We start from the raw sequence: 26214 nt of genomic DNA on the forward strand, positions 1-26214 counted from the left end.
TTGGAAACGCTTTTAGTTTATTTTGAAAATATTCCAAGGCACCATCGTGTCATTATCATTGTTGGAGGCATTGCATTCTTCTGGATTATTGAAGGCGTAATCCCAAGGTTTAAATTTAATTATAAGAAGTGGAGACACGCAGTTCCTAATCTGTTTTTTAATCTAACGCTGCTTCTCATTAATTTACCGCTGGCTTTTATGCTTCTAAAATCTGCAGATTGGGTAGTTGCTAATGATTTTGGGGTTTTAAATTGGTTACCAGGTATGCCATTATGGTTGTATATAGTCTTAGGGGTTATCATGTTAGATTTTTTCGGAGCCTATCTGCCACATTTTATTGAGCATAAAGTGAGACCATTATGGATGGTACATTTAGTACATCATACCGATCATGAAGTGGATACAACAACTGCTAATCGTCATCATCCCATTGAAAGTGTTATTCGTTTTTTCTTTACGCTTTTTGGGGTTTTCATGGTTGGTACTCCTATTGGGTTGGTGCTTTTATATCAAACACTTTCGGTGTTGGCGACACAATTTAGTCATGCCAATATTAAACTACCGAAAAAGGTTGATAGAGCACTAAGCTATTTTATTGTTTCACCAGATATGCATAAGGTTCATCATCATTTTAAGATGCCTTACACCGATTCCAACTATGGAAATATTTTTTCCATTTGGGATAGGCTATTTGGAACTTATATGGAATTAGAAACAGAAGCGATAGTTTATGGCGTAGATGTTTTTCCAGATGAAAAGAAGAATGGTAATCTTAAAGATTTACTGCTTCAACCATTTCAGAAATACAGAAAACCAACTTCCGACGATTAATTAACAAAAATAGATTCTAACTGATCTCCCAAATCGAAAATTGGAACCTGTGATAAGTTGGTTAAAATAGAAATAACAACTTTCTCCTTAGGATAAATTAGTAATAATGTTGAAGCTCCAACGCCACCACCGGAATGACTGTATTTTGGTGTGCTATTTTTTGTTTTTCCTATACCAAAACCTAAACCATAGTAAATCATTTCACCAGAATCTAAAACCTGAGACTTTAAAAGTTCTTGTAAGGATTCATTTGAAATAATTTTGGGCTTGATAATTTCATTTCCAAACTTCAATAAGTCTTCTGAGGTTGATATAAACCCACCACCAGCAACTTTAAACTCATTGTTCACCTCTGGTCCAAGTACTACTTTGTCATTATTTTTCACATAAAATTGGGTTCTATTTGGGATTATAGAATCAGCATAATCTAATGAAGAAGCATTCATTTCCAGCGGATTAAAAATTGTTGCTTCAACAAACGCTACAAAGTTGGTATCAGCTATTGTTTGAATAACTTCGCTTAATAAGTTAAATCCGTAAGTACTATATTCACTTTTACTTTGTGGTTTAAATAGCAAAGGATCTTTATTAAAAATATTTAGACCTTCAGTAATTGTTAAAGGTTTATTTAATAGAAATTCATTGTTTTTATAATGCCTAATTCCAGCTGTATGACCTCCAATTTGACGAAGTGTAAAATCGTATTTCTTTTTGGGGTAATTAGGAAGGTAGTGATATAAACTGCTATCTAAATTTATTTTGTTTTCATCCATTAAAAGCCCAATAGCAACAGCGGTAATTGGTTTAGAAATACTTGCAATTCTAAATTGGGTATGTTTTGAAACTCTAGTGTGAGTTTTTAAGTCTGAAAATCCAAATGCTTGAGACCAAATGAGATCTCCCTTTTTTGAAACGGCAATAGACATACCAGGAATATCATTCTTTTTGAGAAATGCTAAAGTATAATCAGATGCTGAAATTGGTTTAGCTTCAGTTGTTGCAACCCGACTCTTACATGAAAAAATTACAAGAAATGAAAGACTAAATAAAAGGAATCTGAGTTTTTCCATTAATTATAAATCAAATATTTTTTGCGGGTTTTTTTAAATGCAGCTAGGTCTTTTTGCCAAGACCCTTTAATTGCTTCTTCGCTTAATCCAGCTTCTATTTGTTTTTGAAGTTCAGCTGTACCAGCATGTTTCGTAAAATTATCAGTATTAAAAAACTTTGACTTATCTGTTGTGTTTTCATATGCTTTAATAATCCATTTTAAAGTCATTTCGCCATTCAGTACTTCATCTTTTAAATCTTCACCATAGCATAAAACATTTTTATGTTTCGGGTATTTAGCACCAAAATTTTCAATAGGTGTGTACGTGAATTGGCATTTCTCCTTGTCTAAAAACGGAGCGCCATATCTTTGAAATTGAAATTCTGTTCCCCGTCCTGCGTTAATGTTGGTGCCTTCAAAAAGCCCTAAACTGGGATACAATTTTATTGACTGATCGTTTGGTAAATTTGGAGAAGGACGTATTGGTAAACTATATGGGATATCATGCGCGAAATTTTTTAAAGTTATAACGGTTATGTCGCATTGTATACCATTTACTAACCAATTTTCTCCGTTAATCATTTGTGCGTATTCACCAATGGTCATACCGTGCACTAATGGAATGGGATGCATTCCCAGAAAACTCTGGTTTTCAATTTTTAAAGTTGGCCCATCAATATAATGACCATTAGGATTTGGTCTATCTAATATTATCATTGGAATTTTAGCTTCGGCACAAGCTTCCATTACATTGTGAAGTGTTGAAATATAAGTGTAAAAGCGAACTCCAACATCTTGAATATCGAAAACAACTATATCAAGATCTTCTAAATGTTGTGGTAGAGGTTTTCTGTTTTTTCCGTGAAGCGATACAATTGGTAAGTTGGTTTTTTTGTCGAAACCATCATCTACATGGGCACCTGCATCAGCTTTTCCCCTAAAACCATGTTCTGGAGCAAATACTTTCTTAATATTTACACCCCTTGAAAGTAAAGAATCAACCAAATGCGTATAGCCGTCGTTCTTAAAAACAACACTCGTTTGATTAGCGACAATACCTATTGATTTTCCCTTCAATAAGTGTAAATAAGCTTCAGTTTGATTTGCGGCAACGATAACCTTTTCATCTTTCTCTGTCGGTATAGTTTTCTTATTAATATCGGTATCAGCTACCTTTTCATCTTTAACCTTAGATGCGCAGGAAATCATTATTAAAACAGCCCCAATTATTATTGTGAAAACTGTATTTTTGAAAATATTAATTTGCATAAATAAGTTTGAATTACGAGTATTTTATAGCTAAACGCATTATTGGTAGTAAAGCGTATAAAAGTAGCATTTCGGCACCAATAATAAAAATTGGTATTGCTGCTATAGCAATTGGTATTGTAGTTATGATGATTGCGATTGCTACTGGTATCGGTCTGCAGCAAAAAATACGCGATAAAGTAGTCGCTTTTAATGGACATGTTACTATTACAAATTATGATAGTAATAATTCGCAAGAAACTATTTATCCAATTTCCAAGAATCAAGAATTTTATCCAGAGTTTAAGTCTGTTCAAGGAATCAAGCATGTGCAGGCTGTCGCTACAAAACTAGGTGTAATAAGGACCGAAACAGATTTTGAAGGAGCTATTTTAAAAGGTGTTGATGCCAATTTTAAATGGGATTATTTTAAAGAATTTTTAGTTGAAGGTAGCCTACCTGATTATTCCAATAAACGTAATGAAGAGGTTTTAATATCACAGTATTTAGCTAATAGATTGGGCTTTAAGTTGGGTGATAAATTTCAAATGGTTTTTGCAAAAAACGACCTGAATAAATCTCCAAATATTATTACTTACAATGTTGTTGGTATTTATAATTCTGGTTTTCAGGATTTTGATTCAACCTACATTATTGGAGATTTGAGGCATTTACAACGAATTAATAACTGGGAAAAGGATCAAATAGGAAATTTTGAAGTGTTTATTGACGATTTTAGTAATATTGAACGAAAAACCATTGAGATATATCAAAACACACCTTCATTATTAAATACACAGGCCATAACAGATAAGTTTTATTCCATTTTTGAGTGGATTAAAATATTTGATAAAAATATTTATGGCATTATTGGTATAATGATTCTTGTTGCTGGAATAAATATGATAACAGCTTTGTTAGTGTTAATTTTAGAACGCACACAAATGATAGGTATTTTAAAAGCCATAGGAAGTAATAATTGGAGTGTAAGAAAACTGTTTTTATACAATGCTTCTTATTTGATTTTATTAGGTTTGTTTTGGGGAAATATAATAGGATTAGGGTTGTTATTTGCTCAAAAATATTTGAAGCTTATTCCTTTAGATCCAAGTGTCTATTATGTGACAGAAGCTCCCGTTTACATTAATTTTGGATATATATTACTTCTTAATTTTAGCACTTTAGTATTATGTCTTTTAATGTTGCTCATTCCGTCGTATATTATAACTAAAATATCGCCTGTAAAAGCTATTAGGTTTGAGTAGGTTGAGATGCAGACAGAAGTACTTAACAATAACTAACTTTTAACGGTTCTCGAATAGCTTTTTACTATTTTTGATTAGAATAAAATAGAACTATGAAATACGCAAATAACATACTTGAAACCATTGGTAATACGCCTTTAGTCAAGCTTAATGTCTTAACTAAAGATTTACCTTGTTTAGTATTGTCAAAATATGAAACATTTAATCCAGGTAATTCTACTAAGGATAGAATGGCTTTGAAAATGATTGAAGATGCCGAAGCCGATGGTCGTTTAAAACCAGGAGGAACTATTATAGAGGGTACTTCGGGAAATACTGGTATGGGGTTAGCGCTTGCGGCTATTGTTAAAGGCTACAAAATGGTTTGTGTCATTAGCGACAAGCAAAGTAAGGAGAAAATGGATATTTTACGGGCTGTAGGAAGCAAAGTTATTGTTTGTCCTACTAATGTTGAGCCAGAAGATCCGAAATCTTATTATTCCACTTCAAAACGATTAGCCGAAGAAACCCCCAACTCTTGGTATGTTAACCAATATGATAATCCAAGTAACTCTAAAGCGCATTATGAAAGCACTGGACCTGAAATTTGGAATCAAACCGAAGGAAAGGTAACTCATTTTGTGGTTGGGGTAGGAACAGGAGGGACCATTTCCGGAGTTGGTAAATATTTAAAAGAGCAAAACCCAAATGTGAAAGTTTGGGGTATAGATACTTATGGAAGTGTGTTTAAAAAGTATCATGAAACTGGAATTTTTGATGAAAATGAAATCTACCCTTATATAACGGAAGGTATAGGGGAGGATATTCTGCCAAAGAATGTAGATTTTAGTGTTATTGATGGTTTTACGAAAGTAACAGATAAAGATGCCGCTATCTACACACAAAAATTGGCTAAGGAAGAAGGTATGTTTCTCGGTAATTCTGCAGGAGCGGCAATAAAAGGCTTACTTCAATTAAAAGAACATTTTAATGAAGACGATGTAGTTATTGTTCTTTTTCATGATCATGGAAGCCGTTATGTAGGTAAAATGTTTAATGATGAGTGGATGCGTGAACGTGGATTTATTGAAGATGAAATGACTTCTGCTGGAGATATAGTTTCAAACCATTCAGAGCGAAAATTAATCACCGTTAAGACCGAAGAGCTAGTTTCGCATGCGATCGAGCGGATGAAGAAGTATAAAATATCTCAAATACCTGTTGAAGATTCAAACGGATTTGTTGGAGCTATTGATGAAGCCGATTTATTGAGAAAGTATATTGAAAATAAAGATATATCAGATTTACCAATAAAGGAAGTTATGCATAAGCCCTTTCCAATAGTTGAAAAACATACACCTATTGAAGCGATATCTAAATTAATTCATAGAGACAATAATGCAGTTTTGGTAAAGTTGGATGAAAACAACTATCAAATTATTACTAAGTACGATATTATCAGCGCCCTATAAATACTTATTTAAGGGTAATCGTATCAATTGTTAAGTTAAAATCTTCTTCTTGTTTATTGCCAATTAAAAAAGCGACCATTTCCATTTGGTTTCCGGAATAATTATCCATGTCCAATAATCTACCTCTATAAGTCGGATACATGGTACTGAAAGGGATTTCTATGGTTTGCCAACTGTTTGAGGTTTTAAATTTTGCAATATAAGAATGGGAATCTTCACGTTTATCTTTTACTCTAAATTGATATGTTTTTTCATCTCCTTTTACCTTAAGAACAAATTTTGAATACGATTTAGTCTCTAATGTTTCAAAATCATACTGTGTCATCGCAAAACCACCATTATTTTTTAAAGATACATGACCATTAAAAAGACCGTATCCATCTTTATTTTTTTTAATGGAACTATTTGAAAATCCTCCCATAACAAGATCATTAACAATTTTCCAGTTATCAGGTGTATCGTTCTTTTTAAAATCAAATAAGACCATAGACTTTTGTGTAAAAATTAGCACTGCAATAAGGCATCTTAGTTTCATAAATAATAAAGTATCTATAAAAATAGTATTGTTAATCTGTAATTTATATTATACCAGCATTAGAATTTTAAGAAGTCTCTACTTTTTCTTAACACCCTTTTTTCTGTCCCAATTATCTTTCATTTCACCTAAAGTAAGTTGGTCTTTACTATCTTCATCCATAGCGGCATAGTTTTTCTTTTAAAAGAAGTCTATTCTTTCAGAGAAATGGATTCATTTTTATTCGTGTCAAATTGTTTAAACATTCGTTGAAAGCTCGAGCTTTTAGGGTCTTGAACAGATAAAGTTAAGGTAAAAGAAATTAAAAGAAATGTTTAAACGCATAATTTGAGGATTCTCGATTTCATATGTATTCCATTAAGTTATTATTAATAATGGTTTTAGACTCTTATTATACATTAAGTTTTAACAAAAAGATGATTGTAAGAGCTTTCTTTTATTTAATAGTATATAGTTCAGCAAATATTAAGCGTATCTTTGCAGTTCAATTAAAAATGGCATTTAAAATAGTTTGTCATTTAACAAACAACTTATATGTCATTTAAGTCTTTAGGCTTATCCGAAGCCCTACTAAGAGCAGTTAGTAAAAAAGGATATTCAACCCCAAGCCCTATCCAACAAAAAGCAATTCCTCCAGTTCTAGAAGGAAGAGATGTTCTCGCATCGGCACAAACTGGAACTGGTAAAACAGCAGGTTTTACATTACCACTTTTGCATTTGCTTTCGGAAAACCCGAAACAAAAGTTTAGACCTATCCGTGCTCTAATTTTAACGCCAACACGCGAATTGGCGGCTCAGGTGCATGCCAATGTTAAGGAGTATAGTGAGTTTTTAAACTTACGAAGCGCTGTCATTTTTGGAGGTGTTAATCAAAAGCCACAAGCAGCAACCATTCGTCAAGGGGTAGATATTTTAGTTGCTACTCCAGGTCGCTTATTAGATTTACAAAATCAGGGTTTATTGTCGCTTAAGCGAATTGAAATTTTCGTTTTGGATGAAGCCGATCGCATGCTTGATATGGGCTTTTTAAGAGATATTGAAAAGGTTATAAATATGATGCCTGAGAAACGACAGAATTTGATGTTTTCTGCAACCTTTTCAAAAGATATTAGGAAGTTGGCGAATGGTATTTTAAACAGCCCAGTGCAGGTTGAAGCGACCCCAGAGAACACAACTGTAGAGGCAATTACCCAAAAGGTCTATCGCGTTGCAAAAGGCAAAAAAACAGGTTTAATTATAAAACTGATTTCTGAAGGTAACTGGAAACAAGTTTTAGTGTTTACAAGAACTAAGCATGGAGCTAATAGACTGTGCGAAAAAATGGTAAAGTCTGGCATAACAGCTGCAGCTATTCATGGCAACAAAAGTCAAGGAGCAAGAACAAAAGCTTTAGCAGGTTTTAAAAGTGGAAAGGTTAGAGTTTTAGTAGCGACTGATATTGCGGCTCGTGGACTAGATATTCCATTATTGCCGCATGTTATTAATTTTGAATTACCCAATATCTCTGAAGATTATGTGCACAGAATTGGAAGAACGGGAAGAGCAGGGGCAAGTGGAGAAGCCTTGTCACTAGTTAGTGCAGATGAGACAACTTTTTTAAGAGATATTGAAAAATTGATTGAAATGAAATTGCCTGTACAGATTATTGAAGGGTTTGAACCAGACACAAATGCATCAACCGCACCAATAAAACAAGGTCAAGGAAAGCAAAATCGAAGTAGGAGAAATTCAAATAATACGCGAAATTCCAGCAGAAACACAAACCGAAGTAATACGTCTAGACGTCCAAAACGTAAGAACGATAGGCGGAATTAAGTTGTAATGCAGAAAGTTTTAAAAGATAAAATTATAGAAGTTTGTGACAAAAAGATAGCTACAAAAGGTGAAAATGTTGGTGTGTCTTTTTATGCGTTCTTTAAAAATAAAAATGATAATCCAGAATTATTAATGGAAGCTGCCACTTGGTGGATAAAAAGGCATAAGCTAGATCATTTTGAAAAGGCAACTAAAATTAAAAACCTTGTAAATGGGAATTCAAACAAATAATCCTTTGCATGGTGTAAAGCTTGAACAAATCATTAAGGATTTGGTGAAGCATTATGGTTGGGAATATATGGGGTATACTATTAAAATTAGATGTTTCACTCATGATCCATCTATAAAATCTAGCTTAAAGTTTTTACGAACAACACCTTGGGCCAGAACAAAGGTTGAAAATCTATATTTAAATTATTTAAGAAACAAAAGTTAATCTATTTGTTTAAGCCCTTCATAGATCACAATACTAACAGCGTTCGCCAGATTTAGACTTCTAACATGTTTACTGTATAAAGGAATTTTAAAAAGTGAATTTTCATGTTCTTTTAACAAAGGCTTTGGCAAACCGATAGATTCTTTTCCGAAAACCAAAAACATATCATCTTCAAACGGAATATCCCAATGAGTTTTTGAACCATGACTAGATAGAAAAGCCATAGTTTTACCTTTATTTATTTTGAAAAATTCTTGAATATTCTCATAAAAAGTAACAGATAAATATTGCCAATAATCTAGGCCAGCTCGTTTTAATCGGCTATCGTCAATAGTAAACCCAAAAGGCTTAACAAGATGTAAATGAGAACCTGAAGCTAAAGCTAATCTTCCTATATTACCTGTGTTATTAGGGATTTCAGGTTCAATTAAAACAATATTAAGCGCCATTGTTTTTTACAATATTTAATATAATCAACCAAATTAGTAAAATAAACGGGGAGCCATGTAATAAGAGATCAAACCAATCAATTGGTTGCATGCCTTCTGCACCTCCCCAAAGCCATTTTAATTTCCCCCAAATATGGGGTTCTGGAAAAAAAGGCGCAAGCCCTAATGTTAAACAGAGCAATAGAACAATTTTAAAATCTTTAAAAAGTTTCAATGTTTTTAATTTATAATGGAATTCACAAATTTATCAATAGAATCAGTACCATAATTAGTAACATGTTTCACAAAAGCACTACCAATAATAGCGCCTTTAGCATATGCAGTAGCTTGGGAAAACGTTTCATTATTACTAATTCCAAAACCGATGACTTGCGGGTTTTTTAAATCCATTTTTGCAATACGCTGAAAGTATTCCGTTTGCTCATCCCCAAAACCAGATTTTGCACCCGTAGTACTTGCACTGCTCACCATATAAATAAATCCATTCGAAATTGAATCGATATATCTAATACGTTCATCACTTGTTTGAGGTGTAATTAAAAATACATTTATTAGCCCATATTTCTCGAAAACAGATTGATACTGTTTATGGTAAACATCTACAGGTAAGTCTGGTATAATCAGTCCATCAATTCCTAATTCTTGACATCTTTTGCAAAATGCTTCAACACCATATTGAAACATGGGATTGAAGTATCCCATTATAATTAATGGAATGGAAACAGATTGTCTAATATCTTTTAATTGGTCAAAAAGCACCTCGGTAGTCATGCCATTTTTTAGCGCTGCTGTCGAGCTATCCTGAATAGTTGGTCCATCGGCTAAGGGATCACTAAATGGCAATCCAATTTCAATCATATCCACACCGTTTTTCTCTAAATCTTGTATAATAGAAACTGTGTCGTCTATATTAGGATAACCAGCAGTGAAATATATCGACAATAATTTTTTGTCTTCTTGAAGTTTTTGGTTAATTCTGTTCACAACTTATATTTTGAAATATTCAATATAATTTTCTAAATCTTTATCACCTCTACCAGATAAACTCACAACTACAACATCATCTTTTTTAAATTCTCTTTGTCCAAAAATAGCTAATGCATGTGAGGTTTCAATTGCCGGTATGATGCCCTCTAATTTTGATAATTCTAAACCTGCTTCCATCGCATCACTATCGGTAATGGACATAAATTCTGCACGACCAGTTTTTGATAAATGTGCATGCATGGGGCCGACACCTGGATAATCTAAACCTGCAGAGATAGAATAAGGCTCTGTAATTTGTCCATCATTAGTTTGCATTAAGAGGGTTTTACAACCATGGATAATACCTTCTTTTCCTAAAACTGAAGTTGCAGCACTTTCACCAGAATCTACACCTAAACCAGCAGCCTCTACAGCAATAATACCAACATCTGGTTCGTGTAAATAGTGATAATATGTACCCGCTGCATTACTACCACCACCTATACAAGCTACAACATAATCAGGATTTTCTCTTCCTTCCTGTTCTTTCAATTGCCATTTAATTTCTTCTGAAATAATCGCCTGAAAACGTGTTACCATATCCGGATAAGGGTGGGGTCCAATTGCAGAACCAATGATGTAATGAGTATTTACAGGGTTGTTAATCCAATCACGAATAGCTTCGTTAGTAGCGTCTTTTAAAGTACGGCTTCCGGAAAGCGCTGGTACTACTTTGGCACCAAGCATTTTCATTCTGGCTACGTTTGGTGCTTGTCTTGCGATATCTATTTCTCCCATGTAAACAATACATTCTAGCCCCATTAGAGCACATACGGTAGCAGTAGCAACGCCATGTTGACCGGCACCAGTTTCGGCAATAATTCTAGTTTTACCCAAGCGTTTAGCCATTAAAATCTGACCAATAGTATTGTTGATTTTATGGGCACCGGTATGATTTAGATCCTCTCGCTTTAAATATATCTTGGTGTTATACTTATCAGAAAGGCGTTTAGCATAATAGAGTGGAGAAGGGCGGCCTACGTAATCCTTTAAAAGCTGATCAAATTCTTTTTGAAAATCTGGCTCCGCCATAATTTTTAAATAATTCTGCCGTAACTCTTCCACGTTAGGGTATAGCATTTCGGGAATAAATGCGCCACCAAATTCACCATAATATCCTTTTTCATCTACATTATAATTCATTGTTTTTTTATTATTCAATTTATTAATGAATTCTCTTAAAATTGAAACGTTTTTAAGGCCAGGTTCTGTTTCAAACTTGCTATTCACATCAATGGCACAACAATATTTTGAAGCTATATTTTTTTTAAACAGTTTGATATCTTCAACGTGGTCTAAGCCAATACCCCCACTTAAAAAGAAAGGTTTTGTTGATGGATATTCGTTTAAAACACTCCAATTGAATCTATAGCCATTTCCTCCAGGTAACTTTCCTTTTGTATCGAACAGAAAATAATCACAAACGTCCTCGTAAGCTTCTAAGACCTCAAAATTAAATTTATCTTTAATTGAAAATACTTTAATGACTTCAATAGCCTTATGAAATCGTGACGCTGATTTTAAAATACTACAGTAATATGGCGATTCTTCACCGTGTAATTGAATAGAATCTAACTTAAACTCATTTACTTTTTCTATAATTTTGTTCACATCCTCATTTACAAAAACACCAACTTTATTGATGTCTTCAGAGATTTCAGGTATTTTGGTATCGAAATGGCGTGGAGTGTCTTCAAAAAATATAAAGCCTAAATAGTCCGGTCGCAATGCAGCAACCTGTTTTATGTTATCATGATATTTCATGCCGCAAACCTTTAATTTCATAGCTCTAAAGTTTTAATAAATTCTGTTGCACTTTTCCCCGGATTATCTGATTTCATAAAGTTTTCGCCTATTAAAAAACCTTGATAGCCATAAGGTTGTAATTCTTTAATAGCTTCAATATTGCTAATGCCACTTTCTGATACTTTTACAAAATCATCTGGAATAAGATTGCTTAAACTTTTACTTGTGTTTAAACTAACATCAAAGGTTTTTAGGTTTCTATTATTAACACCCAACATGTCTAAACTAGGCATAATCGATTTGTGTAATTCTTCTTCATTATGAACTTCTAAAAGTACATCCAGATTTAAACTTTTTGCAAATTCTGAAAACTGTTTGATGTCATCTCTAGATAGAATGGATGCGATTAATAAAATTACATCTGCCCCATATGCTTTTGCTTCTAATATTTGATATTCATCAATTATGAATTCCTTTCTTAAGAGAGGGAGATTACAACTTGCTTTTGCACTTAACAAATCATCTAACGAACCTCCAAAATATTTTCCATCGGTTAGTATAGACATTCCACAAACGCCTGCACTTTCATAACCTTTGGCAACATCTTGAACGTTCAAACCATTATTAATAACAGATTTTGAAGGCGACCGTCTTTTATGTTCAGCAATAATACCCGATTTGCTGTTACGTAAGTTGTTGGCTAGTGAAACGGTTAGTCTTTCAAATAAAACGGATTGCTCTAATTGAGAAATAGGGATTAATCCTTTTCTTAGTGCAACTTCTTCGCGTTTGTCTAATGTTATTTTATCTAAAATATTCATTACTTACTTAACTCAATCAATTTATCTAAACTTGCTTTTGCTTTTCCACAGAATAAGGACTCTTTTGCGATTTCAAATCCTTCTTGATGCGATATTTCTTTTACAGTTGAAATTGCCAAACCTGCATTAGCACAAACTACATTGTTTTGTGCATCTGTTCCTTTTCCGTTTATAATATCAACAAATATTTTGGCGGCATCTGCAATAGTATTTCCACCAAAAATGCCGTCTTGTTTGATTTTTGCTACTCCTAAATCTTCTGGTGAAAATAGTTTTTCTGAATAATTTGATACGATTTTTGCTTTTCCTGTTAATGAAATTTCATCATATCCATCTAAGGCGTAAACAATATTATAATTATGCCCAGAGTTTTGATGTAAAAAACTATAAAGTCTTAAAACCTCTAAATTAAAAACACCAAGGACATGATTTTTTGGAAATGAAGGATTAACTAATGGTCCCAACATATTAAAAAAAGTTTTAACTCCTAATTCCCTTCGGATCGGAGCAACATTTTTCATAGCTGGATGGAATAATGGGGCGTGTAATATGCATATACCTGCTTGATCCAAACAACGTTTTAAAAAATCTTCATTATTAGAAAATTTAACACCCAAATTTTCCATTACATTGGATGAGCCTGATGTTGATGACACTCCATAATTACCATGTTTGGACACATGAACTCCTGCACCTGCGGTAATAAATGATGAGAGAGTAGAAATGTTGAATGTATTTTTACCATCACCGCCAGTTCCTACTATATCTACGGCATTAAAATCGCTAAGATTTATTGGTACACAAAGTTCTTGGAGTGCACTTCTAAACCCTCGTAATTCATCAATAGTGATGCTGCGCATCATGAACACTGAAAGAAAGCATGTTATTTGACTTGGGTTATACATATCGTTGGATATGTTAACTATAACCTTTTTGGCTTCTTCTGTTGAGATAGTTTCGTGATTAATTAATCTGTTTAGAATTTGCTTCATTTTTCTTTACCTAATTGTTAACCCAATTCTCTAATATTTTTTTTCCATCGGGTGTTAGAACAGATTCTGGATGGTATTGTACACCTTTAACATCATAAGTTTTATGTCTCAAGGACATGACTTGTCCGTTTACATCAAAAGACGTAGCTTCTAAACTATCAGGTAAATCAGGGTTTACAACCCATGAATGATAACGTCCAACTTCAATATTATTATCTAAATCTTTAAAAATATATTCGTCATTAACACTAATGGTAACGTTTGTAGCGACACCGTGATAAACGTCGTCTAAATTAACGAGCGAACCTCCAAAAACTTCACCAATTGCTTGTTGGCCCAAACAAACACCAAAAATACTTTTGGTAGCTGCATATGTTTCAATAATCGATTTTAATAAACCAGCTTCATTTGGAATACCTGGACCAGGCGACAATAAAATTTTGTCAAATGGCTTCACATCATCTAAAGTTAATTTGTCGTTCCTAAAAACGGTTACCTCACAGTTTAAATCCTCCAAATAATGTACAAGATTGTAAGTGAAACTGTCGTAATTATCTATAACTAATACTTTTTTCATAATTAAATATCTTCTGCTAATTGAATAGCTTTAGTTAATGCACCTAACTTATTATATACCTCTTGTAGTTCGTCTTCTTTATTAGATTTTGATACTAAACCTGCCCCAGCTTGCCAAAATAGTCTATAGTCTTTACTTAAGAATGTACGAATCATAATAGCGTGATTAAAGTTACCCTCAAAGTCCATAAAACCAATTGCTCCGCCGTAAAACGCACGACTGGTTTTTTCGTAATCTTCAATAAGTTGCATGGCTCTGTGTTTTGGCGCACCACTTAAAGTTCCTGCAGGAAAAGTATCTGCTACCACTTGCATAGTTGAGGTAGTGTCATGTTTCATCCCAGTAACTTTACTTACCAAATGAATGACATGCGAGAAAAACTGAACTTCGCGATAGGTTTCAACTTTAACTTGACTCCCATGACGACTTAAATCGTTTCTAGCCAAATCCACCAACATGACGTGTTCGGCATTTTCCTTACCATCATTTTTTAATTTTTCAGCTAAAACCTCATCTTTTTCATAATCACCAGTTCTTTTGTATGTTCCAGCAATAGGGTGAATTTCGGCTAAACCATCTTCTACAATCAATTGAGCTTCTGGTGAGCTTCCGAAAATTTTAAAATCGCCATAATCAAAATAGAATAGGTAGGGTGATGGATTTATACTTCGTAAGGCTCGGTAAATATTAAAATCGTCGCCTGTAAATTCTTGAGAAAAGCGTCTTGACAATACTAACTGAAATACATCACCACGTTGGCAATGCTTTCTTGCAACTTCAACATGCTCCCTAAATTCATCATCAGTTAAATTAGACATGATGTCTCCCTTTGAGTTGAAATTGTAAGAAGCAAAGTTCTGCACATTAATGAGCTTATCGATTTCATCAATGTTATTCTCAACGCCTTCAAAACAATGTGCAAAAATATAGGCTTCATTTTTAAAATGATTTATAGCTATGATGTTTTGGTAAACAGCATAATACATGTCAGGGATAACTACAGAATCAGCTTTTTTACGAACTTCAACCTCTTCAAAATAGCGAACTGCATCGTAGGCCGTATAACCAAAGATCCCGTTGTTAATGAATTTGAAATTTTCTTCAGATTTAGTGTCAAATTTTTTAGTGAAATTGTAAATCTCATCAACCACACTAATACCATCTTTTATTTCTATGGATGTTGAACTTCCATCTGGAAACGTTTCAGAAATTACTTCATTTTCAACCTTTATTGTAGCTAAAGGATTAAAACAGATGTAAGAGAAATTTTTGTGACTTCTGTGATAGTCACCACTTTCCAATAAGATACTGTTAGGGTATTTGTCCCGAATTTTATAGTATACCGTAACGGGAGTAATAGTGTCTGTTAAAATTCGTTTATGGTGTGTATAAAGGCTGTATTTTTTCATGTGTTTTATAAAAAAAGGCTTGTCGTGAATGACAAGCCTTTTTGATATTTTAATATTTAAATATACTAGGATTTTACTTCACGAATGTTAGTTTCGAAAGTACCACCACCAAGTATTATTTAAAATAGATTTCATCTTTTAATTTTATGAGTTCAAATATAGAAATGAAAATATAATTACGCAAAAGTTTTATTCTTTTTTTAAAACAAAAAACTACCATTAAAAACGGTAGTTTTGAGGTGATTATTAGGTGCAGAGAGAATTTTCAGTTTGCTATTAACCTTAACTTCCCTAATAATCGAATAAGTTCTAAGGTTTCATCTTTAGATAAAGAATTTACTATATCTTTTTCTGTGCTATCGATCAAATTATCTATTTCATTTAAAAAATCAGTACCTTGATTAGTTATTATAATATCTATTTTTCTTTTATTCGTTTGATTAATTTCTTTTTCAACATATCTTTTTTTAATGAGTTTATCTATTAATCTAGTAGTATTACTCATATTATTTATCATCCGTTCCTGAACAGTAGAAAGTGATGCTGGTTTCCCATTTTGACCACGCAAAATTCTTAGAACGTTGAATTGTTGAATAGAAATATCATATGGTTTAAGAACGTCATTTAGTTTACCATTAACTATTCCGTAAGTATACAAAATGTTAACTACAACTTTTTTTGATAAAGGTAGATTAGAACTAGTTTTTAAGAGTTTTTCTATCTTCATCTACAACTGTTGTATATACAAATGTACATTTTATTTTCGTATTTTTGTTAAAAAAAAGTGCTATTTCATTGAATAAAATTGCAGTAATCGTAATTTTAATTCTTAATTTTTGCAATTATTCATTTTAATTTAACAGAGTATAAGTGTTTCCATAGAAGTATTATGTCTAGGATTTTTATTAAAGCAATATTTCTTTTGATTTCTTTTAATGCCATTGGTCAAACATGCCCAACATTGATAAGTCCAATGAATGGAGATAATAATGTGTCCATAGATACTTCCATTTCTTGGAATAAAGTTGAAGGCGTAACAGGTTATATTATATCAATTGGGACTACACCAGGTGGAAGTGATATACTCACTACACAGACTAGCACAAATTCTTATAATCCACCATTGGGCCTTCCGGATAATACACTTGTTTATGTTACTGTTACTTTGTTTTTCTTTAATCTTCCAAATATAGTTTGCGGCAGTGAGTCTTTTAGAACAGAAGATATTACAGTTCCACCCAATTGTACAATAATATTGAATCCGGCTAATGGAGATAGTGGAGTAAACATTTCATCAAATATTACTTGGGAATATGTTTCTGGAGCAGATGGTTACTTACTTACAGTTGGGACAACACCAAGTTCAGGAGATTTAGTGAATAATTTAGATGTTGGCAATACCTTACAGTATAACCCCATCTCAGATTTTTTGCCGTTAACAGAGGTTTTTGTTAAAATTGTACCTTATAACGAAAATGGTAATCTCATTTCTTGTGTTGAGGAAAGTTTTTTCACCGGGGAGATTGCAGCATTGCCTAATTGTTCTAATATTATCTTTCCAAAAGATGGAGAAACTAATGTTCCATTATCCCCTTTGTTAGAGTGGGAAGCAGTATCAGGAGCTACTGGATATAAATTATTTGTTGGTTCATCTCCAATTGTAAACGATGTCCTTGATGGTATATCCTTTTTTACAAATTCTACATTTGTAATTAACTTTGAACCTAATACGTTATATTTTATTAGAATTATCCCTTTTAATCTATCTGGAGAAGCCATTGGTTGTTTGCAGGGTAGTTTTTCAACTGTTCTGGGTTGTGGCCCTTTTTTCGATCCAGTTACTAATGAATTAACGACCCTATACCCGAATATTACTTTTCCAGATCAAGTTGGTATTTGTGAGAATGACTTTTCTACAAAAATTTTTGCAGATAATACGGCTGATGGTTACAGATGGTATTTTATCAATAGTAATGGAAGTGAAGACTTAATATCTGAAACAAACAGTGTTGATTTAACCGAATCGGGAACCTACAGACTAGAGGTCTACAATACAAACCTAGATTCTGGCGGTGAAATAGAGTGTTCTTCTTCAAAAGAGTTCACAGTGGTTTCCTCAGAGGCTCCTAGGATAGTAGGAGTTAATGTAAGTCAACTAATGAATGGTGTCGAAATACAAGTGCAAACTTCTGGAAATGGGGATTATGAGTTCTCTCTTGATAGTTTGGAAGGACCGTTTCAAGATAGTAATTACTTTAATAATGCCCCTTCCAATACTAGCACAATTTATGTAAGAGATAAGAATGGTTGTGGTAGTATTAAGTATGAAATTATTAATTCAGCAGGTTTTCCAAAATACTTCACACCAAATGGAGATCGAATTAACGATGCTTGGCAGTTTAGAACTAATGATGGAGGAACCGTCTCAATTATTTCTTTGGTAATTTTTGATCGATTTGGCAGGTTAATCAAGGATATAAGTAATGATGTAAATGGTTGGGACGGAACTATGAATGGTAGTAAGTTACCTTCTTCAGATTACTGGTATAAGGCCATAACAGAAACCGGTACCACATTTATAGGGCATTTTGCCCTTAAACGTTGACATTGTTTAACTTAAATTAATGTTAAAAACATAATCTTGTACAATTTGATTTTTAAATTTAGACTATGAAATATTTCTATTTAATACTGGTGTTGATTATTTTATCATGTAAAAGTGATGTAGAAAAAAAGAATCAACCGCCAATAGCATTATCTGAAAATTCTAAGGATGAATTAGAAATTTACGATTTTGACGGGTTCAAGAAATTTTTAAATAAAAATGATGATAAGATTTATGTGATTAATTTTTGGGCCACTTGGTGCGCTCCATGCGTTAAGGAATTACCTTATTTCGAAAAATTGAATGCAATTTATGAAAATAAAAATGTTGAAGTGGTTTTGGTAAGTCTGGATTTTCCACATTTATACGAATCTAAACTAAAGCCCTACATAAAGAATAAGAATTTGAAATCTAAGGTTGTAGCTCTTGACGATCCTGATATGAACTCATGGATTCCGCTGGTAAGTCAGGAGTGGTCTGGCTCAATTCCGGCAACTGTTATATACAATAAAGATAAAAAGCAGTTTTATGAACAGTCATTTACCTATGCAGAACTTGAAAAAGAAGTTAATCAATTTTTAAAACAATAATAGAATGAAAAAGTTAGTAAAGTTAGTTTCGGCATTAACAGTAGTGCTTTTAATTAGTGCTTTTACCGTAAACAAAGAAGAGTTAGGAGAAGGTTATAAAATCGGAGACATAGCAGAAGATTTCTCCCTAAAAAATATAGATGGTAAAATGGTATCTCTGTCAGATTATAAAGATGCAAAAGGTTTTATAGTAACTTTTACATGCAACACTTGCCCATATGCTGTTTTGTATGAAGATCGAATTATAAATCTCGACAAGAAATATGCGCCTAAGGGATACCCTGTTATTGCTATAATGCCTAATAATACCGATGTTAAACCAGGTGATAATCTAGAAGCAATGAAATCTAGAGCACAAAGCAAGGGATTTACATTTCCTTATTTAATAGACAAAAACCAAACGGTATACCCTAAATTTGGGGCGACTAAAACACCACATGTTTTTATTTTGAAAAAAACTGATGAAGGAAATCAGGTAAAATATATTGGAGCCATTGATGATAACTATAAAGATGCCTCAGCTGTTTCAGCAAAATATGTTGAAAATGCAGTAGATGCACTGTTGGATGGGAAGGAAGTTGAGCAAACAGTGACCAAAGCAATTGGTTGCTCCATAAAAGTATAATTAGGTAAAAGTAAAAAAGCCGAAGTATTATACTTCGGTTTTTTTTCGTCTATACAATAAGAAGTCTTAGTTTTGTGTTAAAATTAAATAGTTTAATGGAAGATTTAACTCAAGAAGATTGGGCAGAGCAATTAGCTCAAGATGAAAAAGCGGTTGTTCTAGATGTTCGTACTGATAATGAAGTTGCTGATGGTATAATCCCTAATGCTATACATATCGATATTTATAAAGGACAAGAATTTGTGGCCGCTATTGAAGATTTAGACAAAAGTAAAAACTACTACGTGTATTGCCGTTCTGGAAATAGAAGTAGACAAGCTTGCCAGATTATGGAACAACTGGGCTTTGAAAATGCTTATAATTTAGAAGGAGGTATCTTAGATTGGGAAGGCAATATTGTAGATTTTTAATAAAATATATTTATTATGATAAACCGATTTTTATTTTTAGCTTCTTTAATTTTTGTTTTTGGGTGTAACAAAATCCCTGAGAATAACGGCCAAACCAAAGTGATTTCTCAAGAGGAAATGCAAACACTGTTGCAGCTTGATGATGTACAATTGGTTGATGTAAGAACTCCAAAAGAGTTTAGTGACGGTTATATTGAAAATGCCATAAATATAGATTTTTTATCTCCAGATTTCAATAAAGGCATTCAACGTTTGGATAAAGAAAAACCAGTTATTGTTTATTGCCGCTCTGGAAAACGAAGTGGAAAATGCTCCAAAGTTTTGGTTGAAGCAGGTTTTAAGAAAATATACGATTTAGAAGGAGGGTTTTCTAAATGGAAGCAAGAAGAAGTAACAAAAAATTAAAAGTTCTCTAACGAGAGTTTTTTTATTTTAATTCATAGCAGAATAGCGATTTTAAGTCATATTTTTTTTTGTTATATTTGGTACACTCCAAATTAATGACCCTCTATCTTAAATGATAAAATAGCATTATCATTTATTATATTTTATTCCCTAAATGAATTTTTAATAGCAAATTATGCTGTACAATAATGTATGGTATACTAACCAATTAAATTATTTATTATGATTAAAAAAACAATTTCTTTAATTACCATTTTTGTTATGGTATTCGGTTTTATGTCCACATTAAATGCTCAAGACGACCAATCTTCTGCGGTTTTGGAGAGCATTATGTTAACACCAGATTACAAAAACCTTAAAACTTTAGGAGATAATATGCGAGAGCATAACGCTAAGTTTCATGCCAATGAGCCTTATAATGCCGAAGTATATAATATTTCTACTGGGCCAAATGCGGGTAGCATGGTATGGATGATGGGACCCACAACTTATTCACATTTAGATGCGCGACCATCTGGAGATGGCCATGATGAACATTGGAGGGACAAGGTAATGCCCTACATTAAAAAAATTGAAACCATAGAGTTCTGGAAAATGGATAGTAAATTATCTAATTTGGCAATGATGGATGGAGATATCTCTAAAACGCCAGTTATTTTTGTTAGATACCATGAAATAGAGCGTGGCGAAATCCCAGGGGCTTTTGCTTTTTTAGAATACGTTAGTAAAACTTTAAAAGCTATGGATGGCAATAACCCTTGGGGAGTTTATGTAAATGAATTTAGGCAAGGTAATTTAGGTAGGCACATTGCTACCGTAGGGTTTATGAAAAATTGGGCTGAAATGGATGAGGAAGGAGGTAATTTTAAAGAGACTTTTGACAAAGTTAATGGTAAAGAAAATTGGCAGCTCTTTCAAGATTTGGGAGAAAAAAGTTTTTCGAATTCGTGGGATGAAATTTGGAATTATAATGCTTACATGAGTGGAAAGTAGAGCTTCCTAGTATTTGAAATAATTATATCGATGAAAAACCTTTATCGCAGATAGCGGTAAAGGTTTTTTTGTTTTGTCTTGTTTTTGAGTTATTTAGCTTATATTTTTTTAACATTTAATCATTTTGTTTAACTTTATAACACTAAACTTAACTAAATTTTTTACGTTATGAACATGATGAACGGATGGTTGATTCTTTCAATAGTAGCTTTACTATTTTTAAGCATGTATGTATATGCCTATATTTTTGTTTATTTTGAAAGAGTTAAAAATAAAAAGAAAAAAAAATTAGAACTTCTTAATGAAGAATTAAGGCAACAAGAGAAGATAAGAAAACAAGAACTTATTGATGAAAAAGTTAATAAGATTGCAAATAGGAGTAAGCAAATTAAAGAAGAATTAAGGCGTTTGGAGGAAATGAAAAAGGCCAGAGTAAGTACTTCTTAACTCTTTCATATCTCCCTATTTTGTATACTAGTCAATAATAGGAGGGAGCCCCGCCTTTAAAAGTTCTTCTTCCAAATTTGGCACCTCTATAGTGGTTAATTTTATAATATCTGGCTTCACCCGCTTTAATAGTTGATTAGCAATTTCTAAACTTCTTATTTGCATTTTTGTTGGGCCATAACTTCCATAAAATATACCAGTGTTGGCAACAGATAATCTACTATTTATAGACTGGATATCTTTTTCTCCAATCTCTTTCTTTGCTTGACTTCCATTCAAGATATATTTAATACGGTTTACCTCATCATTTAACTTTGATATTTGTAATTCGAAATCCCCGGGAACTTTATCTAGATATTTTATTGCTGATTTTAATACTTGTAACTTCTTAGAAGCTTTATCAAACATTTTACGAACACGGATAAACTCGGAATTAAAAGATTCTAGTTCAGAAATATAGTCGTTAATTTCAGATTCAGATAACGGATTTTTAAGGGTATTTTCTCTTATGCGCTCAACTGTAAAAGTTTGAGACTCCCCTAATTTTTTTGCCTTACCGTCTTCAACTGCGAAAAGTGATACCTCATAATTACCTGGGCTCACATTAATTTGTCTTCTTGATTCAGTAGGGTTTTTAGATGCCATATCAATGTACGGCTTATAAGGTTTTTTTAAATTCCAGGAAATACGATTAATGCCTTTTTTATAAGGTGCTTTTATCTGTCTTACTACGTTGTCGCTTTCATCTTTTACTACTAACAAAGCGTACGGCTCTTCTTGAGTTTTCTCTGCTTCCAATGCATCCCAACCAGGAAATGATATGGCTTTATTCACTTCATTTAAGGCTTTTTCCTTTTTCTGTCTAATAGCTTTTTTGCTCTCAAAATCTTTAGGCAAATAGTAGGAAAATGTTGCACCATAATCTGGGTTTTTTGCTTTAAAGTAGTTGGCGCCTTGGCTAGATGTTCCACCAGTAATAGGTTGGTATTGAAGTGCTTTTTTAGGTTTAAATAACTTGGCCGAATCTAAGTCATTAGGGCTAATATTTCTTAAAGCCGAATAATCATCAAGAATGTAAAATCCCCTACCAAAAGAAGCGGCAACAAGGTCATTCTCTCTTTTTTGAATCGCTAAATCCCTAATGGCAATTGTAGGTAACCCTTTTGAAAACTTATGCCATTTACTTCCTTTATTTAAGGAAACGTAAATGCCATATTCTGTAGCTAAAAACAATAAATTAGGATTAACATGGTCTTGAACCATCCGCCAAATTAAGGTGCTATCTGGTAAACCATTCGTCATGGCACGCCAATTTTTACCGCCGTCTTTACTCATTACAAAATAAGGCTTGTAATCTCCGAATTTGTGATTGTCAAGGGAAACATAAACTGTATTTGCATCATGCAAATCTGTTTTTATGTCATTAACAAATGCTGTAGAAGGAACTCCCGGTAAATCGCCTACTAAAATTTTATCCCATGAGGTACCACCGTTTTTAGTATATTGAATAATACCGTCATCGGTTCCTGCAAAAATTATATTTTCATCTAATGCAGATTCCGAAAGGGAGGTAATGGTGTTATAAGTAGACATAGCAAGGACATCCCATACGCCATCCCAACTTTGGGTTCTGCCCATAATAGGTAGACTTAAGCGCTCTTCATTTTTCGTTAAATCACCTGAAATAGGGGTCCAACTATCACCCCGATTATCTGAGCGCCATACACGCTGAGAAGCGAAGTATATGCGTTTAGGATTATGATTGCTTACTAATATAGGAGCATCCCAATTAAAGCGCTCGTAAGGATCATCTATTCCGGCTTGTGGTTTAATGTAAACGGTTTCACCTGTTTTCCTTTCAATTCTTCTTAGACTTCCTTGTTGTGATTCGGCATAAAGGATATTTGGATTTCCAGGTTCGGTGGCAGGTTGATGACCATCTCCACCAAGAACCACATGCCAATCGGCATTGGTAATCCCTTCATTTCTATACGTTCTTGATGGACCGCCTTGGGTGTTGTTATCTTGTGTGCCACCATAAATATTATAAAAGGGTTCAGTATCATCTACGGCCACCTTATAAAATTGGGTTAATGGTAGATTGTTAATATATTTCCAATTTTTACTGTTATCGAACGATTCATATAAACCGCCATCAGTTCCCATTAAAAGGTAATTAGGGTCGTTTTTCTTAAAGGCTAAAGCGTGATTGTCGGAATGTTTATTGACCTCGGTCATGGTATAAAAGTCTTTACCACCATTGTCCGATACCAGAACGCGAACATTCATTAAGTATATTTTATCATATTCATGCGGCGAAGCAAATAACTCTTGGTAATAATGTGGTCCTGTACCCCCAGAAACCGTGTCTGACATCTTTGTCCAGCTACCTCCTTTATTATCCGAACGGTATATAGCTCCTTTTCTCCTGTCAAGCTCAATAGCTGCATATAATACATCTGGATTTATTGGTGAAATGGCTAAGCCAATTTTTCCCATATTAGAATTAGGTAAGCCTTGTTTTAATTCATGCCAAGATTCACCCCCATCATTACTTTTGTGTATGCCTGAGCCTTCTCCACCACCTAGATAGGCTGCAACAGTTCTATGGCGTTGCCAAGTAGCTGCGTAAAGAACGTTTTCGTCTCTCGGATCCATTACTAGGTCTGTGACACCTGTCCATTCGTTGCCTTGTAAAACTAGCTTCCATGTCTTTCCTCCATCTTGAGATTTGTAAAGCCCCCTTTCACCTCCAGAACTCCAAAGTGGACCTTGAGCAGCGACCCAAATTTCTTGTGAGTTTTTAGGGTTAACAATTATTTTAGAAATATGCTCACTGTTTTTCAATCCACTAAATTTCCAACTTTTACCATCGTCATGACTCACATAAATGCCATGACCAATTCCAACATGCCTGCCACCAACATTTTCTCCTGTTCCTAGCCATATTGTTCCCGAGTTATTGGGGTCTAAGGTTATACATCCAGTAGAATAGAAAGTTTCTTTGTCGGTAAGAGGTTGCCATGTAGTTCCTGCATTTACAGTTTTCCATACACCCCCAGAACCAACGGCAATATACCAGATGTTTTCGTTATTGGGATCTATAGCAATATCAGCAATACGACCAGACATAAAAGCGGGTCCTATACTTCTAAATTTAAAGCCTGATAGAGCATTTTCTAATTTTGAAGTGACTTTAGATGAGGGCTGGCAATCTACTTGGATTGTTAAAGTTAAAGCTATAACAAATGCAAATACATTTTTAAAAGAATAGATCATACAATAATTTTTGCAAAATTATTGATTTTATACTCTTTTGAATATTTCTAGAATAACTTTACAAAAAAATTAACATTTTATTCCGAATTTGATACTTTAATATCAACTTTCGTAAACCCTACAATTGGTCGACCATCCATGTTTTTATGATTTAAAGCTATTTTAATGCCATCAAAGTCTTTATAGTTTTCAAAAGTATTAATAATTCTGGCCTGAGGTTCGTTTCCTTTTCTAAAGCCCCATTCCTTAATTATAAAGTTATCATCATAATATATGTCGTAGGCATCACCAGGCGTATAGCCTCCCTTATCTGGATAGGTTATTGTAATTTTGTTTATTCTAGTTTTACTTATGGGAGCTTTTAACTGGGATGGATTGGAAATGGTAATACCTTTATCCCAAATAAGCTGAAAAGGGATTAAAAGCCAAAATTTGTCATTTATAAAACCTTTATCAATCCTTGTTAATGACGAATCAATTTGTTTTCTATTGTAGCTAATGGTATCAGCTAATGTTCTCAATACCACATTGTTGCTTTTTGGGTTCCAAGTCCAGCCTCGCTTTTCATTGAATGTAAATGAAATTTCAGAAACATTTTTCCAATTGGAATAGCCATGAGCATTAGCAATTTGTTGTGCGACGGTTAAGGGTTGCTTTTTTGATTCAGATTTCTTCGACTCGTTGCAGGACAGTATAACAAATACAAACAGTGCGTAAATTATTTTTTTCATATATAGAATTGTATTAAAAACTTTATTTAAAATTCCATTTTATTAATGGAAGTTCTTAATTTCATATTTTTGATTTCCATAAATATAAGACTTAGTTATGAGTTCAAACGAAAAATATTTTAACACCAACAAAGCAACATGGAACGATAAAGTAAAAGTGCATGCAAAAAGTGATATGTATAACTTGGATGCCTTTAAAAAAGGGAAATCATCTTTAATGCCTTACGAAATTGAAGCTTTGGGACATGTTGAAGGAAAATCGCTTTTGCATTTGCAATGTCATTTTGGTCAGGATACATTAAGTTGGAGTAGGATGGGAGCAAAATGTTTAGGAATTGATTTGAGTGACGAAGGTATTAAGCTTGCGAAGCATTTAAATGACGATTTAGGTTTAGATGCCGATTTTTTGTGTTGTAATGTGTTAGATACCTCAAAATATGTAAAAGACTCCTTCGATATTGTTTATACCAGCTACGG

28 protein-coding genes and 1 pseudogene are annotated in these 26214 nt (G+C 33.3%); 14 read left to right on the forward strand and 15 right to left on the reverse strand.

All coding sequences use genetic code 11. The features are described 5' to 3' along the window. Complete coding sequence (locus FEF17_RS14060; protein WP_139003058.1) at positions 1–831, forward strand: sterol desaturase family protein; 831 nt, start codon at positions 1–3, stop codon at positions 829–831. On the opposite strand, the gene FEF17_RS14065 is transcribed toward FEF17_RS14060, so the two are convergent. After that, positions 828–1901, reverse strand: a complete 1074-nt coding sequence (locus FEF17_RS14065; RefSeq protein WP_139003059.1) for a serine hydrolase domain-containing protein — start codon at positions 1899–1901, stop codon at positions 828–830. The two genes, FEF17_RS14060 and FEF17_RS14065, sit on opposite strands and share 4 nt — an antisense overlap. Continuing rightward, on the reverse strand, positions 1901–3151 hold the full coding sequence (locus tag FEF17_RS14070; protein ID WP_139003060.1) for an exo-beta-N-acetylmuramidase NamZ family protein: 1251 nt from the start codon (positions 3149–3151) through the stop codon (positions 1901–1903). The genes FEF17_RS14065 and FEF17_RS14070 overlap by 1 nt, the downstream gene beginning before the upstream one ends. An 8-nt stretch (positions 3152–3159) precedes the next feature. Between FEF17_RS14070 and FEF17_RS14075 the strand changes: the two genes are divergently transcribed. Both FEF17_RS14075 and FEF17_RS14080 read left to right on the forward strand, forming a co-directional pair. Continuing rightward, entirely contained in the window at positions 3160–4395 is a 1236-nt protein-coding gene (locus FEF17_RS14075) for an ABC transporter permease (protein WP_139003061.1), read from the forward strand. Positions 4396–4487: 92 nt separating this feature from the next. Then, positions 4488–5846 carry a pyridoxal-phosphate dependent enzyme gene (locus tag FEF17_RS14080; RefSeq protein WP_139003062.1) on the forward strand — a complete coding sequence of 453 codons (1359 nt, stop codon included), beginning with the start codon at positions 4488–4490 and terminating at the stop codon, positions 5844–5846. 4 nt (positions 5847–5850) lie between these two features. Here FEF17_RS14080 and FEF17_RS14085 read toward each other — a convergent pair whose 3' ends face one another. Beyond that, positions 5851–6381 carry a CIA30 family protein gene (locus FEF17_RS14085; RefSeq protein WP_246046864.1) on the reverse strand — a complete coding sequence of 177 codons (531 nt, stop codon included), beginning with the start codon at positions 6379–6381 and terminating at the stop codon, positions 5851–5853. 534 nt (positions 6382–6915) lie between these two features. Here FEF17_RS14085 and FEF17_RS14090 point away from each other — a divergent pair. The 3 genes from FEF17_RS14090 to FEF17_RS14100 are packed head-to-tail and all read left to right on the forward strand — an operon-like array spanning position 6916 to position 8632. Further along, the gene (locus FEF17_RS14090) at positions 6916–8196 is read left to right on the forward strand and encodes a DEAD/DEAH box helicase (RefSeq protein WP_139003063.1); all 1281 of its coding nucleotides are present in this window, start codon (positions 6916–6918) and stop codon (positions 8194–8196) included. 6 nt (positions 8197–8202) lie between these two features. After that, positions 8203–8427 carry a DUF6500 family protein gene (locus tag FEF17_RS14095; RefSeq protein ID WP_139003064.1) on the forward strand — a complete coding sequence of 75 codons (225 nt, stop codon included), beginning with the start codon at positions 8203–8205 and terminating at the stop codon, positions 8425–8427. Then, the gene (locus FEF17_RS14100; RefSeq protein WP_139003065.1) at positions 8408–8632 is read left to right on the forward strand and encodes a VF530 family protein; all 225 of its coding nucleotides are present in this window, start codon (positions 8408–8410) and stop codon (positions 8630–8632) included. The genes FEF17_RS14095 and FEF17_RS14100 overlap by 20 nt, the downstream gene beginning before the upstream one ends. Here FEF17_RS14100 and FEF17_RS14105 read toward each other — a convergent pair. The 10 genes and pseudogenes from FEF17_RS14105 to FEF17_RS14145 form a co-directional block, all read right to left on the reverse strand. Then, positions 8629–9081 (reverse strand): tRNA (cytidine(34)-2'-O)-methyltransferase, encoded by a 453-nt coding sequence (locus FEF17_RS14105; protein WP_139003066.1) that lies wholly within the window; start codon positions 9079–9081, stop codon positions 8629–8631. The two genes, FEF17_RS14100 and FEF17_RS14105, sit on opposite strands and share 4 nt — an antisense overlap. Beyond that, positions 9071–9295, reverse strand: coding sequence for a hypothetical protein (locus tag FEF17_RS14110; RefSeq protein ID WP_139003067.1), 225 nt, complete (start codon positions 9293–9295; stop codon positions 9071–9073). The genes FEF17_RS14105 and FEF17_RS14110 overlap by 11 nt, the downstream gene beginning before the upstream one ends. Before the next feature lie 5 nt (positions 9296–9300). Continuing rightward, positions 9301–10065: a tryptophan synthase subunit alpha gene (gene trpA, locus FEF17_RS14115; RefSeq protein WP_139003068.1), complete on the reverse strand. Its 765-nt coding sequence runs from the start codon at positions 10063–10065 to the stop codon at positions 9301–9303. A 3-nt stretch (positions 10066–10068) separates the two neighbouring features. Then, a complete protein-coding gene (trpB, locus tag FEF17_RS14510; RefSeq protein ID WP_344737349.1) occupies positions 10069–11250 on the reverse strand; it encodes a tryptophan synthase subunit beta in 1182 nt (393 codons plus the stop codon). A gap of 33 nt (positions 11251–11283) precedes the next feature. Continuing rightward, positions 11284–11892: pseudogene (locus FEF17_RS14515) on the reverse strand (phosphoribosylanthranilate isomerase); the annotation flags it as partial. Next, a complete protein-coding gene (gene trpC, locus FEF17_RS14125) occupies positions 11889–12674 on the reverse strand; it encodes an indole-3-glycerol phosphate synthase TrpC (protein ID WP_139003070.1) in 786 nt (261 codons plus the stop codon). The gene trpC and the pseudogene FEF17_RS14515, both read right to left, overlap by 4 nt. Further along, the gene (trpD, locus tag FEF17_RS14130) at positions 12674–13666 is read right to left on the reverse strand and encodes an anthranilate phosphoribosyltransferase (RefSeq protein ID WP_139003071.1); all 993 of its coding nucleotides are present in this window, start codon (positions 13664–13666) and stop codon (positions 12674–12676) included. The genes trpC and trpD overlap by 1 nt, the downstream gene beginning before the upstream one ends. Positions 13667–13676: 10 nt before the next feature. Further along, the gene (locus tag FEF17_RS14135) at positions 13677–14243 is read right to left on the reverse strand and encodes an anthranilate synthase component II (protein WP_139003072.1); all 567 of its coding nucleotides are present in this window, start codon (positions 14241–14243) and stop codon (positions 13677–13679) included. Between the two features lie 2 nt (positions 14244–14245). Then, positions 14246–15652, reverse strand: a complete 1407-nt coding sequence (locus FEF17_RS14140; RefSeq protein ID WP_139003073.1) for an anthranilate synthase component I family protein — start codon at positions 15650–15652, stop codon at positions 14246–14248. A 265-nt stretch (positions 15653–15917) separates the two neighbouring features. Continuing rightward, entirely contained in the window at positions 15918–16379 is a 462-nt protein-coding gene (locus FEF17_RS14145) for a MarR family winged helix-turn-helix transcriptional regulator (protein ID WP_139003074.1), read from the reverse strand. Positions 16380–16574: 195 nt separating this feature from the next. Between FEF17_RS14145 and FEF17_RS14150 the strand changes: the two genes are divergently transcribed. The 7 genes from FEF17_RS14150 (at position 16575) to FEF17_RS14180 (ending at position 21727) form a co-directional block, all read left to right on the forward strand. Further along, positions 16575–18257 (forward strand): T9SS type B sorting domain-containing protein, encoded by a 1683-nt coding sequence (locus tag FEF17_RS14150; protein WP_211342488.1) that lies wholly within the window; start codon positions 16575–16577, stop codon positions 18255–18257. Positions 18258–18322: 65 nt separating this feature from the next. Further along, positions 18323–18847, forward strand: coding sequence for a TlpA family protein disulfide reductase (locus FEF17_RS14155; protein WP_139003076.1), 525 nt, complete (start codon positions 18323–18325; stop codon positions 18845–18847). Positions 18848–18851: 4 nt separating this feature from the next. Continuing rightward, positions 18852–19472 carry a thioredoxin family protein gene (locus tag FEF17_RS14160; RefSeq protein WP_139003077.1) on the forward strand — a complete coding sequence of 207 codons (621 nt, stop codon included), beginning with the start codon at positions 18852–18854 and terminating at the stop codon, positions 19470–19472. Positions 19473–19567: 95 nt separating this feature from the next. After that, entirely contained in the window at positions 19568–19882 is a 315-nt protein-coding gene (locus tag FEF17_RS14165; RefSeq protein WP_139003078.1) for a rhodanese-like domain-containing protein, read from the forward strand. Between the two features lie 15 nt (positions 19883–19897). After that, on the forward strand, positions 19898–20287 hold the full coding sequence (locus tag FEF17_RS14170; protein ID WP_139003079.1) for a rhodanese-like domain-containing protein: 390 nt from the start codon (positions 19898–19900) through the stop codon (positions 20285–20287). A gap of 222 nt (positions 20288–20509) precedes the next feature. Beyond that, positions 20510–21280 carry a hypothetical protein gene (locus FEF17_RS14175; protein WP_139003080.1) on the forward strand — a complete coding sequence of 257 codons (771 nt, stop codon included), beginning with the start codon at positions 20510–20512 and terminating at the stop codon, positions 21278–21280. Positions 21281–21448: 168 nt separating this feature from the next. Next, on the forward strand, positions 21449–21727 hold the full coding sequence (locus FEF17_RS14180; RefSeq protein WP_139003081.1) for a hypothetical protein: 279 nt from the start codon (positions 21449–21451) through the stop codon (positions 21725–21727). Between the two features lie 27 nt (positions 21728–21754). On the opposite strand, the gene FEF17_RS14185 is transcribed toward FEF17_RS14180, so the two are convergent. Beyond that, a complete protein-coding gene (locus FEF17_RS14185) occupies positions 21755–25006 on the reverse strand; it encodes a WD40/YVTN/BNR-like repeat-containing protein (RefSeq protein ID WP_139003082.1) in 3252 nt (1083 codons plus the stop codon). 77 nt (positions 25007–25083) lie between these two features. Next, positions 25084–25737 carry a hypothetical protein gene (locus FEF17_RS14190; RefSeq protein ID WP_139003083.1) on the reverse strand — a complete coding sequence of 218 codons (654 nt, stop codon included), beginning with the start codon at positions 25735–25737 and terminating at the stop codon, positions 25084–25086. 97 nt (positions 25738–25834) lie between these two features. Between FEF17_RS14190 and FEF17_RS14195 the strand changes: the two genes are divergently transcribed. Continuing rightward, a partial coding sequence (locus FEF17_RS14195; RefSeq protein ID WP_139003084.1) for a class I SAM-dependent methyltransferase occupies positions 25835–26214 on the forward strand: 380 nt, incomplete at its 3' end.

This window comes from Hyunsoonleella aestuarii, from assembly GCF_006148925.1.
Lineage (GTDB): Bacteria > Bacteroidota > Bacteroidia > Flavobacteriales > Flavobacteriaceae > Algibacter_D > Algibacter_D aestuarii.

Bases quoted from the DNA above. Each gene is read 5' to 3' on its own strand.
- FEF17_RS14065 (WP_139003059.1), bottom strand. From the start codon at position 1,901: ATGGAAAAACTCAGATTCCTTTTATTTAGTCTTTCATTTCTTGTAATT.
- FEF17_RS14070 (WP_139003060.1), bottom strand. From the start codon at position 3,151: ATGCAAATTAATATTTTCAAAAATACAGTTTTCACAATAATAATTGGG.
- FEF17_RS14080 (WP_139003062.1), top strand. From the start codon at position 4,488: ATGAAATACGCAAATAACATACTTGAAACCATTGGTAATACGCCTTTA.
- FEF17_RS14085 (WP_246046864.1), bottom strand. From the start codon at position 6,381: ATGAAACTAAGATGCCTTATTGCAGTGCTAATTTTTACACAAAAGTCT.
- FEF17_RS14090 (WP_139003063.1), top strand. From the start codon at position 6,916: ATGTCATTTAAGTCTTTAGGCTTATCCGAAGCCCTACTAAGAGCAGTT.
- FEF17_RS14095 (WP_139003064.1), top strand. From the start codon at position 8,203: ATGCAGAAAGTTTTAAAAGATAAAATTATAGAAGTTTGTGACAAAAAG.
- FEF17_RS14100 (WP_139003065.1), top strand. From the start codon at position 8,408: ATGGGAATTCAAACAAATAATCCTTTGCATGGTGTAAAGCTTGAACAA.
- FEF17_RS14105 (WP_139003066.1), bottom strand. From the start codon at position 9,081: ATGGCGCTTAATATTGTTTTAATTGAACCTGAAATCCCTAATAACACA.
- trpB (WP_344737349.1), bottom strand. From the start codon at position 11,250: ATGAATTATAATGTAGATGAAAAAGGATATTATGGTGAATTTGGTGGC.
- trpC (WP_139003070.1), bottom strand. From the start codon at position 12,674: ATGAATATTTTAGATAAAATAACATTAGACAAACGCGAAGAAGTTGCA.
- trpD (WP_139003071.1), bottom strand. From the start codon at position 13,666: ATGAAGCAAATTCTAAACAGATTAATTAATCACGAAACTATCTCAACA.
- FEF17_RS14135 (WP_139003072.1), bottom strand. From the start codon at position 14,243: ATGAAAAAAGTATTAGTTATAGATAATTACGACAGTTTCACTTACAAT.
- FEF17_RS14140 (WP_139003073.1), bottom strand. From the start codon at position 15,652: ATGAAAAAATACAGCCTTTATACACACCATAAACGAATTTTAACAGAC.
- FEF17_RS14145 (WP_139003074.1), bottom strand. From the start codon at position 16,379: ATGAAGATAGAAAAACTCTTAAAAACTAGTTCTAATCTACCTTTATCA.
- FEF17_RS14155 (WP_139003076.1), top strand. From the start codon at position 18,323: ATGAAATATTTCTATTTAATACTGGTGTTGATTATTTTATCATGTAAA.
- FEF17_RS14160 (WP_139003077.1), top strand. From the start codon at position 18,852: ATGAAAAAGTTAGTAAAGTTAGTTTCGGCATTAACAGTAGTGCTTTTA.
- FEF17_RS14165 (WP_139003078.1), top strand. From the start codon at position 19,568: ATGGAAGATTTAACTCAAGAAGATTGGGCAGAGCAATTAGCTCAAGAT.
- FEF17_RS14170 (WP_139003079.1), top strand. From the start codon at position 19,898: ATGATAAACCGATTTTTATTTTTAGCTTCTTTAATTTTTGTTTTTGGG.
- FEF17_RS14175 (WP_139003080.1), top strand. From the start codon at position 20,510: ATGATTAAAAAAACAATTTCTTTAATTACCATTTTTGTTATGGTATTC.
- FEF17_RS14180 (WP_139003081.1), top strand. From the start codon at position 21,449: ATGAACATGATGAACGGATGGTTGATTCTTTCAATAGTAGCTTTACTA.
- FEF17_RS14185 (WP_139003082.1), bottom strand. From the start codon at position 25,006: ATGATCTATTCTTTTAAAAATGTATTTGCATTTGTTATAGCTTTAACT.
- FEF17_RS14190 (WP_139003083.1), bottom strand. From the start codon at position 25,737: ATGAAAAAAATAATTTACGCACTGTTTGTATTTGTTATACTGTCCTGC.